This window comes from Collinsella aerofaciens, from assembly GCF_015557435.1.
Classification (GTDB): Bacteria; Actinomycetota; Coriobacteriia; order Coriobacteriales; family Coriobacteriaceae; genus Collinsella; species Collinsella aerofaciens_Z.
The window spans coordinates 16,101-31,158 of sequence record NZ_JADNOH010000008.1; the positions used below are offsets into that span (position 1 = coordinate 16,101).

At 53.6% G+C, this 15,058-nt stretch carries 12 protein-coding genes; 4 read left to right on the plus strand and 8 right to left on the minus strand.

Features of this window, described 5'->3' with window-relative positions; genetic code table 11:
- Together I2G43_RS00820 and I2G43_RS00825 are read left to right on the plus strand one after the other, a co-directional pair.
- Positions 1-339: a thiamine-binding protein gene (locus tag I2G43_RS00820; RefSeq protein ID WP_229071414.1), complete on the plus strand. Its 339-nt coding sequence runs from the start codon at positions 1-3 to the stop codon at positions 337-339.
- Positions 339-1,034 carry a thiamine phosphate synthase gene (locus I2G43_RS00825; RefSeq protein ID WP_195534722.1) on the plus strand — a complete coding sequence of 232 codons (696 nt, stop codon included), beginning with the start codon at positions 339-341 and terminating at the stop codon, positions 1,032-1,034. Before I2G43_RS00820 ends, I2G43_RS00825 begins: the two co-directional genes overlap by 1 nt.
- A gap of 447 nt (positions 1,035-1,481) precedes the next feature.
- Here the strand turns inward: I2G43_RS00825 and I2G43_RS00830 are convergent, their stop codons facing one another.
- Positions 1,482-2,690: a zinc ribbon domain-containing protein gene (locus tag I2G43_RS00830; RefSeq protein ID WP_195534723.1), complete on the minus strand. Its 1,209-nt coding sequence runs from the start codon at positions 2,688-2,690 to the stop codon at positions 1,482-1,484.
- A 424-nt stretch (positions 2,691-3,114) separates the two neighbouring features.
- Positions 3,115-3,984: a patatin-like phospholipase family protein gene (locus I2G43_RS00835; RefSeq protein ID WP_195534724.1), complete on the minus strand. Its 870-nt coding sequence runs from the start codon at positions 3,982-3,984 to the stop codon at positions 3,115-3,117.
- A gap of 317 nt (positions 3,985-4,301) precedes the next feature.
- Here I2G43_RS00835 and I2G43_RS00840 point away from each other — a divergent pair, with 317 nt between their 5' ends.
- Positions 4,302-7,019, plus strand: coding sequence for an EAL domain-containing protein (locus I2G43_RS00840; protein ID WP_195534725.1), 2,718 nt, complete (start codon positions 4,302-4,304; stop codon positions 7,017-7,019).
- 127 nt (positions 7,020-7,146) lie between these two features.
- Complete coding sequence (locus I2G43_RS00845) at positions 7,147-8,676, plus strand: diguanylate cyclase domain-containing protein (RefSeq protein ID WP_195534726.1); 1,530 nt, start codon at positions 7,147-7,149, stop codon at positions 8,674-8,676.
- A gap of 399 nt (positions 8,677-9,075) precedes the next feature.
- Here I2G43_RS00845 and I2G43_RS00850 read toward each other — a convergent pair whose 3' ends face one another.
- The 6 genes from I2G43_RS00850 to I2G43_RS00875 all read right to left on the minus strand — a co-directional run bounded on the left by I2G43_RS00850 (position 9,076) and on the right by I2G43_RS00875 (position 14,731).
- The gene (locus I2G43_RS00850; protein WP_195534727.1) at positions 9,076-10,650 is read right to left on the minus strand and encodes an ABC transporter ATP-binding protein; all 1,575 of its coding nucleotides are present in this window, start codon (positions 10,648-10,650) and stop codon (positions 9,076-9,078) included.
- Positions 10,651-10,733: 83 nt separating this feature from the next.
- Entirely contained in the window at positions 10,734-11,843 is a 1,110-nt protein-coding gene (locus tag I2G43_RS00855; RefSeq protein ID WP_195534728.1) for a methyltransferase, read from the minus strand.
- Positions 11,844-11,857: 14 nt separating this feature from the next.
- A complete protein-coding gene (locus I2G43_RS00860; protein WP_195534729.1) occupies positions 11,858-12,178 on the minus strand; it encodes a hypothetical protein in 321 nt (106 codons plus the stop codon).
- A gap of 61 nt (positions 12,179-12,239) precedes the next feature.
- Positions 12,240-12,440, minus strand: coding sequence for a hypothetical protein (locus I2G43_RS00865; RefSeq protein WP_147348626.1), 201 nt, complete (start codon positions 12,438-12,440; stop codon positions 12,240-12,242).
- Positions 12,441-12,477: 37 nt separating this feature from the next.
- Positions 12,478-13,278, minus strand: coding sequence for a PqqD family protein (locus I2G43_RS00870; RefSeq protein WP_195534730.1), 801 nt, complete (start codon positions 13,276-13,278; stop codon positions 12,478-12,480).
- A gap of 445 nt (positions 13,279-13,723) precedes the next feature.
- Entirely contained in the window at positions 13,724-14,731 is a 1,008-nt protein-coding gene (locus I2G43_RS00875; RefSeq protein ID WP_195534731.1) for a radical SAM protein, read from the minus strand.
- Positions 14,732-15,058: the final 327 nt, after the last annotated feature.

Sequence of the window (15,058 nt, forward strand, 5' to 3'; positions counted from 1 at the left end):
ATGTCCGAGTCCGCAACCAAAACCGGCATGAATACGCTGGTCGCCGTGGCCATCGCCCCGTGCGGCACCGGCGACGAGCTCTCCGCCGAGGTCGCCGAGGTCGTGCGCGTCATTCGTGAGAGCGGCCTTCCCAACCGCACCAGCTCGATGTTCACCGAGATCGAAGGCGACTGGGACGAGGTCATGCAGGTCGTGCGCGATGCCACCTTTGCGTTGGCAAACAAGGGCATCCGCACCGAAGTCGTGCTCAAGGCGGATATTCGCCCCGGATTTACCGACACCATGACCGGCAAGCTCGAGCGCATGGAAGCACAGATCAAAAAGCAGGAGGAAGCATAATGAGCATCCGCGACAACCTTGATATCTCGGCCTATCTGGTGCTCGGCCCCGAAAACACGCTCGGTCGCCCCGTGGGCGATGTGGTGGCCCAGGCGCTCGACGCCGGCTTTACCTGCATCCAGGTGCGCTCCAAGGTGGCAAGCGCGCGAGAGATTATCGCGCTGACGGACGACGCCGCACAGGCCATCGCCCGTGCGGGCAAGACCGGTCAGGTCGCCCTGCTCATCGACGACCGCCTGGATTGCGTGCTTGCTGCGCGCGAGCAGGGCATCGCCGTCGACGGCGTGCATGTGGGCCAGAGCGACATTCCCGTCGAGGTCTGCCGCAAGCTGCTGGGCCCCGACGCCATCGTGGGTCTTTCGGCCCGTTGCGAAGAGATGCTCGAGTACGTCAAGACTGCCGACATGAGCCTGGTCGATTACCTGGGCGTGGGCCCGCTCCACGAGACCGAGACCAAGCGCGATTGCGGACGCGCGGCCGACGGCTCCATCATTACCAAGAGCTTTGAGGACCTGGCCGCGCTCCATGCGGCAAGCCCCGTGCCCATCGTGGTTGGCGGCGGCGTCAAGACGGCCGACCTGCCGCAGCTCAAGTCCACCGGCGTCGACGGCTTCTTTGTGGTGAGCGCCGTCTGCAGCGCTGACGACCCCTACGCTGCGGCGAAGGAGCTCGTCGACACCTGGCAGCAGGCATAAACGCAAGCCGAGCAGCTGCTGGGCAGCCTCATTTCTTCAAGAGCGGAAAGCGCATCCCAGAATGGACGTCCAAACTGGGATGCGCTTTCCATATAGAGGCTCAACGGGAAACTGCGTCCCGTTCCGAGCGCAAATTCCGGGACGCACTTTCCGAAACCCTGCCGTATGGGAAACTGCGTCCCATTCCACGGCCGAAAAGTGGAACACACTTTCCCAAACAAGCCCAACGGGAAACGGCATCCCAGTTTCCGGCCGAAAAGTGGGACACATCCCGTTTCGAGCTCAAATTCTGGGTCGCAGTTTCCCCGAGGGGCCCCGTCGGGAAACTGCGACCCGTTTCGAGCTTGAATAGCGGGACACGCTTTCCGTAAGGGCCTCCTTGGGAAACCGCGTCCCGGATTCACCGGGGACGGAGGAAAGCGGGTCGTTTTGAGTGGCGGCAGGCTGCTATTTCAGCGTAATGCAGGATGCGAGGAGGTTGCAGTACGTTTCTCCCGTGAAATCATAATTGATCCCAAGCGGGCGGTATCCATCCTGAACATATCCCCAGTAAGGTCCGCCGGACAGCACTACAGTCTTGCCCGATGATGTCTTTCCAATCGTCTTAGAGAAGGCGGTCTCTGCGCCGCGCGGCGATCCATCGGTTGCGTATACCGTAAAGTTCGCTTTCGAGGCAACATCTTGCGCTTTAACGTCATTGGCGGTAAGGGCGTCGGGCGTCGTTTCGAATTCCAGCCAATCCATGGGGAACCAGTCGGGGAGGACCATCGTAAAGTAGTCGGTCTCAAACGTCCTTGCCCGCTTTGCCTCTTCGGCCTTCTTCGCCTCTTCTTCCGCCTGGCGCCTAGCCTCCTCCTCGGCCTGCTTGGCGGCGACGGCGTCGTCGCGGCGCTTGGTCGCGGCGGCCGCGAGCGCCTCGGCGTCGAAGTCGAAGCCCGCCTTCTTGGCGCCTTCGTCCTCCTCGGCGTACTTCTTCGCCGCGGCGATCTGGTCGTCGGTCACCTCGGACGCCTCGACCGGCTCCAGCGCCACGTCGCCCGCGTCGACTGCCTTCTTCCCGTCTGCCTTCTCGCCCAGCTTGATGCTGAGCTTTTCAGCGGGGACGGCATAGACCGTGCCGTCGGCCGCGATGGGGGAGGCGGCGACCTCCACCTTGTAGCTGCCGCGGCGGAGCTCGACGCCCTCGCCGTCGCTGTCCACGTAGCGCACGGCGTCGACCTTCTTGCCGCGCTCCTCCCTGCCAGTGATGCGCACCGGCAGCCTGCTCGCGCCTGCCGAGGTGTCCCAGCCCTGTGCCGAGACGCTGAAGCGCACGGCGTGCTTGGCCGCGAGCGCCTCCTGCTCGGCCGCCTCGCGGGCCTGCTCGGGGGCGTAGACGCCGAAGTAGTAGCCGGCGCCGCCACCCGCGGCGAGCAGCGCGGCCACGACGGCGGCGACCACGAGGGGCTTCTTCGAGCGCTTGGCCTTGGCCGGCGCCGGCGCAGCCTCATTGGCTGGTGCGTTTATGCCCGCGGCCGGCATCTCGTCCGTTGGGGCCGCTGCGCCGTCAGGCTGCGCCTCGACCCCCCCCTCGATCGCGGCGGTAACGGACTCGCCGCAGACGGGGCAGAACTTCGCCCCGTCCTCGATTTTCGACCCACAATTTCGGCAGAACATGGACTCTCCCCTCGAATGGCGCCCGCGCGAAGGCCGGGCACATTTCCTTTCGTCCTCATGCTAAGGGCGAATGCTCGCCCGTTGTTGCGCAACATTGCCGAGCTCTCCGCTCGGAACCCGCATCCCAGTTTTGCCCTTCAAGGTGGGACGCAGTTTCCCGCGGAGCCTCGATTGGAAAAGCGTCCCGTTTCGAGCGGGTATTCCGGGATGTATTTTCCGCAAGAGGCCTGTTTGGGAAACCACATCCCGTTTCGAGCTCAAATTCTGGGTCGCAGTTTCCCCGAGGGGCCCCGTTGGGAAACGCGCCCCACTTCTCAAGCTCATTCTGGGACGCGCTTTCCCAAACCGCTCTCATAGGGAAACCGCATCCCGTTCCGCGGCCAAAAAGCGGGACACGGTTTCCGCCGAACCAGCGGTCACCGCCCTACCCTGCCAGGTATGCCTCCAGCGCCGGCAGCGTCGTCTCCGCATCACGCCGGCCAATCTGATAGATACGCTCGAGCTCATCCGGCTCGCGACATAGCGATGGCACCTTTACCGATTCGCTCGGCCGCACCACAAAGATCTCGCCGGCAGCCTCGCGGCGCGCCAGATCATCGAGCGTGGCATTGTAGACTTCATGCCGATGCTCAAGCGCCGCAACAAAAGCAGGATAGTGGTGGAACACGCGCCGCAGCATGGGCATCACGCTGTTGGGCTGCTTCACAAAGCCCGCCGGCTGCGTAAGCACCACCACGTTGCGATCGTAGCCCTGAGCAAACAGCCAGGCGCTGGGAATAGAGTCCGCAACGCCGCCATCCAAATACCGATGCCCATCAATCCGAACAGGCCTGGTCGCCACGGGAATCGCCGACGAAGCACGAATCCACTCGATATCGCGCTCGTCACCGTAAGGCAGGTCATGGTAGACGGCCTCGCCTGTCTCGATATCAGTGCATACGCACGTAAACCTCATGGGACTGGCGCGGTAGGCATCTAAGTCGATGGGATCGCGCTCGATAGGCACCTCATGATACGCAAACTCGGCATTGAACATGTCGCCGGTTCGCAGCCAGCTCGTCACGCTCGCATAGCGCTTGTCAGCGCAATAGGCCTTGTTGTAACGAATGGCGCGACCAATCTGGCGCGACTTAAAGTTGTAGCCAAACGCGGCGCCTGCCGAGACACCCACCATATGATCGCAGGTCAGGCCATGTTCCATCCAAACGTCGAGCACGCCTGCCGTATACATGCCCCGGTAGCCACCGCCCTCGAGTGCCAGACCCACCGTGCGCGCCTTACTTGGCAGTGCCATGCAACCATCCCCGTCCTCATGCTTTTGAACGGAACAAGTATACCCGTCAACATATACCGCCTCGGTCACATTTGCCAATGCAAACCAAGCACTACCACTCGGCGTTTAATTTTTACCGACTGACCATGTTTATACAAACACGCCCCTATAATGATGTTCGCATCATTAGGCAACAACACCAAACAGTAGACAACAATCCAGCCTATCGACAAAACAAGGCGGGGACGAAAGTTCACGCGTCCATAGACCGCAGAAGGTCACATTGACAAGAAAAACATCCGACGCAAGCCATCTCGACCCCAGAAAGCCGCTCACATATGAACACAGCCAACACCTATACCGAGACGCTCCAAAAGATCATTCAAGACCTGTTCGAGCGCCCGGAAGACCTGGTAAGGACAGCCTTTACCGACCAACTTACCGGCCTTGGCAACCGCGGCGGCTATACCCGCTCGTTGGAAGAGCTCTGGGAGCAGGGCACGCCGGTCACCATGGCGTTTATCGATATCGATAACCTCAAGCACTGCAACGACGCCTTCGGTCACGACGAGGGTAACCGCTACATTATGCAGGTGAGCCTGTACCTTAAGCTCTATATCAAAGTTGACGAGGCGGTGTTTCGCCTGGGTGGCGACGAGTTCGCAATCTTGTCCACCGTCGCGACCGAAGACGACCTTGCCGAGCGCCTTGAGCATTGCCGCTCGGTGCTGCTCAAAAACAACGACGCCGAGATGCCTCACTCGTTTAGCTATGGCGTATCGCATGCCGACCCAAAACTGGGCGAAACGTCCGATCGTATGACGCTCGATGCCGACCACCGCATGTACGACTACAAGCTGCGCCATGCCGTACACCTGGATCGTCGCAATATCAAACAAGTTCATGCAGACGATTTTGAAGTCAGCGACCGTGTCTTCGACGCCTTCTCGATGCTTGACGAGGGACGATATTTCTTTATCGAGAACTTGGACAAGCATCGCACCCTTTGGTCACAAGGCGCCTTGCGCGATTTCGGTCTTCCTTCGGAGCATATAGACAACTGCCACGATTACTGGAAAACGCGCGTCCATCCCGATGACCTCGAGGCCTATATCAACGATATCAACCAGATTTACAACGGCTCCAAGCACTATCGCGTCATGCAGTATCGAGTGCGCAACGCTGCTGGCGATTACGTGCTTTGTCGCGTCCGAGGCTATCGCATCGACGGAAACGGAGACACGCCCTCGCTCTACGTTGGCGAACTCGTCAATCACGCTCTGGTCGAGACGATTGACCCCGCAACAGGGCTTGGAACCCAGCGCATGTTGATCGGCGCCATTGATACTTGCCGCCGCGATAACCGCGGGATGGGCCTTGCCGCCGTGCGTGTTCGCGGTACAACGCAGCTCAATGAACGCTATGGGGCCGACGCCGTCGATGCCATGCTTTCCGAGTATGCCGGCCGCATGCTCTCGCTCATCCGCGGCAGAAGCCGTGTATTCCGCTCGCGCAGCGCGCAGTTCGTTGTACTTACCGATAGTTTTGACCGCAATGCCTTCGATCACCTCGTTGGGGATTTGGAACATGTTGTCTCAAAACCCATCCAGATTGCCGGCGACGTCATCACCCCCACATGCCTGGTCGTGCCTGTCTACTACGAGCGCCTTGTTAACCAGGCACCGGACGTTTTGGACGAACTCGACCGCCGCATTCGCGCCATAAACGGACCGTTCCACAACGACAGTCCCTGCATTCCCGAAATCAAGCGCAAAGGCGCAATCGCCGAGCGCATCGACCCGCTCACCGGCCTCTACCGCCCCAGTGAGTTTATGCGACGCGCCAATGCCTTTCTGTCGACGGCACAAGGCAGCGCATGGTGCATTGCCACCGTCGACATGGGACACATGCGCCTGTTTAACGAATGGCACGGACAAACCGAGGGCGACCGCGTGCTTGCCGATGTGGGCACGGTGCTTAAGGATATCGAGAACGCGGGCATGGGCGTTGCGGGCTACTGGGGCATGGACGACTTTTGCATCCTCGCTCCCTTTGACCGCGATACGATTCATCGAATTTATGCCAGCGTGCGCGAGGCGGTTGCCAGGCACGACGACGGCGTGGGTTTTTGGCCGTCCATGGGCGTCTACCCCATCGATCCCCGTGAGGAGATCACCATCGACGCTCAGGCAAAGGCCATGTATGCCAACCGTCGCGCCAAAAATGACTTTAAAGACCGCATCGCCGTTTTCAGCCCCCAGGAGTACGCCCACGAGGTTGCGTTTCACAACACCCTTACCGATTTCCAATATGCGCTCTCCAACGACCGCATCACCTACTATCTGCAGCCCCAAGTGGACATGGAAACCGGCGAGATTGTTGGTGCCGAGGCGCTCACGCGCTGGATTGGTAATGACGGCACCCTCATTCCGCCCGTTTCCTTTATCCCGGCGCTCGAGGAAAGCGGTTTTGTGGTGACGCTCGACAAATATATTTGGCAGGGCGTTGCCTTGTGGCTTCGCAAGCGCCTTGACCAGGGGCTTCGCGTGGTTCCGATTTCGCTTAACGTGTCGCGCGTGGATATCCTTGCCTGCGATGTCGCCGAGCATATGAGCGCGCTTGCCTCCAGCTACAATCTATCGCCCGAGCTCATGCGCATCGAGATTACCGAGACTGCCTATACCGGAGAGCCCGAGGCTGTGGATAAACTGACGGCCGACCTGCACACCCGCGGCTTCTCGACCTACATGGACGATTTTGGCACCGGTCAGTCCACGCTCGCGATGCTCAAGAACGTCAACGTCGACGTCATCAAGCTCGACCGCACCTTTGTGCCCACCGACCGCGATCAAGGCCGCAGCGCGCAGATCGTGTCATCGATGCTCGAGATGGCGCAGTCGCTCCATCTGCCCATTGTAATCGAAGGCGTCGAGACAGATGAGCAGGCGAACATGCTACGCCACATGGGTGCCCGCTACGCTCAGGGCTTCCTCTACTACCGCCCCATGCCGGCGAAGGATTTTGAGGCATTGCTCGATGGTGGCAATAACAACTGATACGCTCGCGCGCAAAACGCCACCGTCGAAGGGGGCATTTGTCTCCATTAGCTAACTTATTACCCCAATTCAAACCGAATTGGGGATATGATACAAACCGTTGTTCCGCCCAAGGAGGTTATCCATCATGAACGAGTCATATCGCCTGGGTGAGCAATCGATTATTGCCTATCTTCAGCGACTTGCGAATGGCATCTCGACCGCCGAACTCGATGTTGCCGCGCTGCCTGCTGAGCTGCGCGCCGTTGGCGAGCAACTGCAAAAGACGCATGCCATCCTGCAACAAGAGCGCCGGCTGCTTGAGAGCAACGCCTATATCGACCCGCTCACCAACTTGGGCAACCGCGGCGGACTCGACCGTCACGTCGAGCAGCTCTGGCACAAAGGTGACCCCTTCACCTGCGCCTATATTGACATCGACCATCTCAAACATTGCAATGATAGGTTTGGCCACGCCGAAGGCAATCGCTATATTCTGAGCATCTGCCGCACGCTCTCCGAAACCATGGAGCACGATGAGATGCTGTTCCGCATCGGTGGAGACGAGTTTGTGCTCATCTCGCTCTCCGCAAACGAGACCGAACTCGAGCAGCGCTTGGAGCGGGTACGTGCCGGGCTGATCGAGGCGAGCTCAAGTGGCAAGGCGCCCATGATCGCCAGCTTTAGCTTTGGCTGCTCGCGCGTCGATCCACTTGCCGGCGACACGCGTCGCCAGATGACGATGGATGCCGATCGCAAGATGTATCGCTATAAGCTTATGCATCGTGTGCAGCAACCGAAAGACAATGACGCGCCGCAACGCCCAATCGTCGATCAGCTTCCCTGCAACGACCGGGTGTTCCAAGCAATCTCTATGAGCTCCGAGACGCGCTATCCGTTTATCCTCAATCTCGATACGGGCGAATCGCAATGGTCGGTCAATGCCGTGCGCGATTTTGACCTGCCTTCCCAGCACCCCTTCAACTCGGTCGACATGTGGCTCGCTCGTGTCCACCCCGAGGACCGCGATAACGTGCGCTCCGAGCTCGACATGGTGGTAAATGGATCGTGGCACTTCCATTACATGCAGTATCGCGTGATGGATGCCACCGGAACGTACGTGCTTTGCGACTGCACGGGCTACCGCTTGGACGGCACCGACACCGAGCCCAACATGTACGTGGGCATTATCATCAACCGCAGCCTGGCCGATACGACCGATTCCGTGACCGGCCTGGGCGATGTCCACGCTCTGGTCAACGCCATTGGGGAGATGCGTCGCGTACCGCACGAGGCAGGCTTTATCACCATCAAGATCGACGATATCGCCAAGGTCAATGCCCGCTTTGGCTTTGATGCGGGCGATCGCGTTTTGGCCGAAAGCGCCGCCTGTCTCATGGAATGTTCGCGCGGTAAAGGTCGCCTGTTCCGCTCGACAGGGCCAACGTTCGTGGCACTTTTCGATGACCTTAAACCCAAGGCGATCAACGAGATCGCCGATGAAATCGAACGGTTCCTGGGCTCGCCCGTGCTCATCGGGTCGCTTGAATATCAACCACCCATTCGCGTGGCCACGCTTCATCTGGACGCCGTCGACCGACAGCCCGTTTCAATTTTGAACGAGCTCAAAGCGTTGCTTAAAGAGGCACCGCAAGTACCGGGCACCAAGCTGGACTAGCGTTGTGGGGCGCATGATAGTTAATTTCCGATCTCAGGCGAACACATTGGGCAAATAGGTCATACCCGCAGTTAGCCGAACGCCCCCCGCAGTCTCTCCAGAGCCCGGGGGCACCGTTTTCCCAGTTGAAAGAATGGCGGAGATGCGGTTCGATGAGTCCGGTGGCCATGCTCCGCCCACCGCCCGACATCCTTTCCCAGGCAAAGTCGAACGGTCGGTCCGTCTATTCCGTTTCCCCTAGGCCAGGACAGCGGGGGTTCCGGAGCCGCCCATTACATTCATTCGGGAGGCGCTAAATTCATATGGAACGAGAAAGAGTTGATCACCCGATTATTATTCCCGCCTTAAAAAGCAGCCAAATATACGTCCCAATATCATTCCAGCACAACCAGGAATCCATTATTTGGCTAATTCAATAGCCCCCTCACCGCTCATTACCAAAATATGATCGGCGACATCGAGCAATCTAGAATCATGCGAAACGATCAAAAAGGCCTGACCTCGCTTATTTTGTTTAATGTACTCTATCAGGCAACCACATGCCGATCCGTCAAGATCATTGGTCGGCTCATCGAGAATTACAAAATCCGCTTTTCGGCATAACGCCATAGCCAAGCGCAACCTTTGCAGCTCTCCTCCAGATAGATTAGAACATTTTTCCCATCTTATTTTATCAATTGGTTCGAAACCGCATTCCTTGAGAAACGACGCCATTAACTCATAGCTGATGCCGTATTCATGCAAATAGTCTTCAACTGTGTCACCGGGGACGAAAGCCGTTTGCTGCATAGCAGAGAAACACTCCGACCGAACTCGGTCAAGATTGATAGCGGTCAACTTTGTGCAATCGTACTCGATATTGTCATTTGCATGCTCGTAAAAACCCAGGAGCAGCTTTAATAGTGTGCTTTTTCCAACACCATTAGGGCCTGTAATTACATACGTTCTGCCCACGTCAAATTGAAGATTCACCCCGCAAGTTATATCAACCAGCTCTTCGTCGCGAATTAAACTGAAGTCTAAATCTAGGACCTGTATGCGGCCCACATTATTAACCGCAAGGCAATTTCGGTAATCCCGTTTTCGCGCCTTTATTTCATTCAGCCTAGCTATTGATGCCCTCGTTTCCTGCAAAGACTGAAAGACGCCGATATAGTATTTGCCACAGCTCATCAATAGGGAATAATAAGAATTTATCATGGTAAATTCCCCAATTGTCATAGCTCCTGTGGCTATTCTTGCTCCCGAAACCAGCAACAAAACAGCTTGAAATCCTGCCGCCGCCATACGATCGCTAGAACTTACTATACTTTGTACTTTCGCGAGTGCAAGAACTGAAGGATAGTACGCAACATCAAACTGTTTTTCTACATGTTCGAAGCTGCTGTCATAACCGGCTAGCAGCTTAATCTCGAACGTCCGCGCGATACGTGATGCTATGGAGCTGAACAGGAACCCATCTTCCTCTTTCTTTTGAAATGAAGCAGCAAGCAGTGAGGGTTGAAGCATAAGCACCATAATGCAATACGCCCCAAGAAGCGTTATGCCGACGGTGCATATCGATAAATCGAGAGAAGCGATTAGCAAAAAAACCGCAATCATTGTAATCGCATTCATGAACAATGGAATCATGTTTATGACAACAAACGATGTTATTGAAGAGGTGTCCGAGTTTATTTTCTGAGCAGAGTACAACGGGGAAGTCGACTCTATGTCCGTAAGTGGCAAATGTTGAAAGTCTGACACGATTTCTTTTAAAAAACTGAAATACGAGAGGTTCAGGACTGACGTCTGGAGCATCTTTGCAAAGTAAGAGAAGACCGCCGAAATAATCCCCAATAATGCTATAGCAAAGGCTAAAATATAAATCGAATGCATGTCCTGACCGTAAACGAGCATATCAACAAACTGTCCGTTCAAATACGGTGACAGCGATGTCAGAGCATAGCTCACCAGAACCATGACCATCAGCATCTTTGCACCGTGGCATGACATCGTTGTTTTGACCACATGCCAGAACAACGCGCACTCGTCTCTCCGCCATTTGAAATGCACCATTATATCAACCACGCCTCTGAACAGGGCCTTTTATTTGAGTTGTCAATTATATTCAACCCTCTATCCAAAGAACTGTCCTTTCGCAGCCGTAACACATAGTAATAAACGCCTGCAGTGTGGTCATTTCGATAGAGTTCGTAAACATCATCAATTGCCTCATCTACTGATGTCCACCTTGTTGGATTAGCCAAATACGCACTCCATGCAACACCCTCAACAAACGAAGAGCATGGATAGACCTCGTCATATCCCAGCAAAGACATCGTTCCCGACAACTCGCTGCTCATTATGTCTTGCACTATTGAGACTGCATCCAGGCTGTCCTTATCAGCACAAGCCATCATTCCCACCATCAACGCGGTACCATCATCGCTTAAATAATCTGGGAGCTTTTCGATAATCTCGTTGCTAACTCGGCATCCATCAAATCCCCCATCTCCGACAAAAGGATATTCAAGTCCATTGGGAATGGGGACCAGCGGAGGATTTGCAACAATATAGTCGTATTTACTATCAGGTTCGAGCTTCTCATACAAATTCCCTTGAACCGTTTTTATCGCACCGTCCAGCCCATTCAACTTGGAATTAAGCATGTTAGTTGCACAAGTTTCGGCGTTTATCTCCACCGATGTAACCGTCATGCCACCCGCTGCCATGATCAGCGACTGAATCCCAGAGCCCGCACACAAATCAAGCCCCTTCTTCCCGAGCTGAGGAGACAGCCGCCTGGCAAGTCCTAATGAATCTGGGCCGAAATATCTTTTAGGGTTTGGCCGTGGAGCATCCGCGACAATCCAGACACCTCTATATCGATTTAAAACCAGACCCGTTGAGTGGACAATCCCGTCCTCTAAAACAACGATGCCAGCGTCCACTAATAGTTTAATCAGCTCAATAAATGGCTTCATTTCAGCTTGCGCCACAGACTCTCCAAGATACAGAAGCCTCACTAGTCCTCGATATTCTTGGTTTACTTTACCCGATGCAAATAAGTGCTCAACAACATAAAACCTATCCCCCGCCACGGATATGCCCTCGAGTAAATCTGTTAAGCCAACCCTATCAAATTCTTTTGACAATTGACTGTATTGGTCCATTTTGTCGTCCATCCCGCTTCCGCTGGCTATCGTCTCATAAACACAAACCTAACTAGCCGCACGAACGACAAAGAAGCCAAGCTGAACAGAAGTAGAACCAAAACTTCAAAAACACTGGTATTCCAATCGCGTACCCAGCCCTCTACCGCCAACAAAAAAAACAGCAGCCCCATCCATAACGTCACAGAAGAAATCAACTTTGCGTAAGGGCGTATATCAATCCCGCTCTCCCTTTTTGTGACATCATATCCAGCAATTGAGCAGAGCCATCTTCCTCTTCTGTATTGGATTGAAAGGATAATCAGGGCAATCGAAGTCATCAAGCAGACAGCATCCCCTGTTTCCATAGAACTTCCTTTGCTTTCCGTCCTAGTTGCGCATTCACAATCGAATCAAACCAAGTGTGAATTACTCGATAGCAACCGCCTTCGTATAAACCATAGCCGCTGCAGCAGCATTAACGACTGCGCCGTAGTTAACACCAACTACGATGTCATAAACTGCAACTGCCCAAACTGCAGCCGGGAATATAGCAACTCCCACCGCTGGCTCCGGATCTTGACTGCCACCATTTAAGTTAACTGGACCAACCCGCGGATCAAAATCCATTTTTACCTTCTTTCTAACTTGGCAATAGTCTCCAAAACTACAGATCAATCTGCAATTCTCTAATCTCCATATCACCTTCCATTAACTCATTAGGTATCACTCCCTTCAAGAGAGTGGGCGGCAAAAGACACCGATCTGTTTCGCTCACCGAATAGATCAGGTAATTCAGATCTCGCATTCCATCACTTTTCAAATCCTCTTGAGTCGTTTCGCTCTTAAAAACAAGCTCAAAGACCGACATGTAGTCACGAATTCCCTGCCATTGCTGCAAGTTTGGAATTACGCCAAATATTGAATATAGGAAGTAGGCATCTTCAACAATCGTTCTTACAAAAGCAATTTGCGTCATACACTCTTGCTGGTTGTCCTGAAGCTCCAATACGACTGATGATGAGCCGAAGTTATCCGAGATGTCATTGGCCGTTTGAACTATAGACCCATCAACAATCGGAGACAGATACGAACATCTCAGTGAAGCGGCTTTCGCGTAGTAGGGAATATACATGATATTGTTACGCTGATACAGAAATCTAGGTGCAAGATCGTCTAAATCGCCCTCGAGAAATAAGCCTGTTTTCCATATTTTCAAAATTGTATTTAGAACTTTATCGGCAACGATTGACCTATCGCTGCCGGACAACTTCTTATTGGCGCAAATTTCGTTAGCGATATCTTTAATGCACCGCCCTCCATCTATCAAATTAACGATAGCGAGCGCATCTTCATTGAGACGAATATAGTAGCTGTTCGCGGTCAAAACGCTACCGGTCTGAGTGTGCCTTACGCGTACGGCATACCGCATTCTCGGAACAGCACCCAGCATCTCCCTTTTCTTCATATTTCCTTACCCTACCTCTAGGAAATAGTAATTCATGCTTCCGTTCGCAAGTTCTACCGCCACCGACCATTTAAACCCAAACTGCTCGAGCCCAGATTCGCAGCCATCCTTAGTGATAGCGGCTACTCGACATGGCGTTTCCGAACCTTCCCAGCGCAACTCCGCAATTTGAATCCCCCTTTCCAATATAAATAAAACCAAACTGCTAGACCTGCCTCTTAGTGCAGCGCCCTTAGCCGTAATCAGCATTCCGCAAGGTTCGATGGAATCAGCCCTGATCAGGCAAACCTGATAACGCCCATCAAATAGAGTCTGCCTAATTAGACGTCCTCTCATCTTTCCATTTTGTATAGTTGAGAATGGGTCAAGCACGACATATTGATCCATGCTTTCATTGGCTCTATAAACAAAAGACAAAACCTCTTTGCAGTCGCTCTCTTTAGCCCTAACTGCTTTTACGCAACTTACCCCCGTGCACACGTGCAGCATCCTCCAATTCTTGAGATATATCTATGTTCCTTTCTTTGAAAAGAACAGGAAGCCCCTGTTGGATACTTGTGAAGTCCGAAAGCTCCTCTATACGAGCTAGGCACTTCTCGACAATTGGGTGCCGTAACGCATATCTATCTATTTCGAGATCAATATAGTCCCGCAGAGTATTTCGATTTAGATTCCAAATGGTAATCGGCAGGTAAGGAGACACCGAGAGCTCCCCATACGCATTGACGCATATTTGCGGAATTCTCCCTGTCTCCCTATACATATACAAATGATCTACGGGGTCACCCCAGGTAATCTGCATTTGAGAAACAGCATTGCGCGCGCTCAAATATGCAGCAAGCGCATCATTTTGCTCGGGCGTTAGGCACAGATCCTTATAATTCAGCTCACCTCGTCCGAGCGGCATCAAAGGCTGTGCTCTAAAATCACTTACACCTTCTTTTTCACAAAAACTTATTATTGAAGGGTATTCCCTTATATTCTTAGCATGGGGGAGAGAAGCAACTGCGACCCTTATTCCGTGTCTTCGTGCGATCTTAATCGCATCCAGTACTCGATGGAGCTTACCGTTACTCAACCTCACATGGTCATAAGACGCATCTGAAAGCCCATCGAGGCTAAACTGCACTAAATCCAGTCCATCTCTTTTTAGGGCGTCAGCAATTTCTTCTGTCCAAAGAATGCCATTGCTGACCATTGACACGAGAGTGCCTTGATTAAGCTCCTTAACTAACCTCACGGCGCGACGAATCAAATCAAACCTAAGAATGGGCTCTCCGCCACAAATGCAAATCGACGAAAGATCAATCAAGGCAAGCTGTCGAAAAACGCTGATCAGTTCGTCATCATTCATTTCCTCATAGGCACATTCCCCGCCGAAATCAAAACAATGCCGACATCGCAAATTGCATCGATAGGTCACATCAACTGAGGCCGAGCTAAGATAATTCATATACAATCCGCTCTCTTTCGTGCTTACGAAATACTTAATTGCAATTATGGACCTAGCAATTCTCGTTTATTTCTAATTATCTGCAATGAGTATGTAATGGATTCAAAAGCTGTAAGTTTGAGTCCTACATATTAAAGACATTGGCGGCTTCCTCGCACCTAAAGTGGATGGCAGATTCCCCAATCATGAAAACCGTTATATAAGCCCACGCTAAAACTCAATTTGATGTTTTTATTATAGGACAATCTTTCGCCTCATCTTTATCTGTTTTACCTTGAATATCAACTTCATCCGAACACCTCCCATATTCATCCGTACATGTACGGA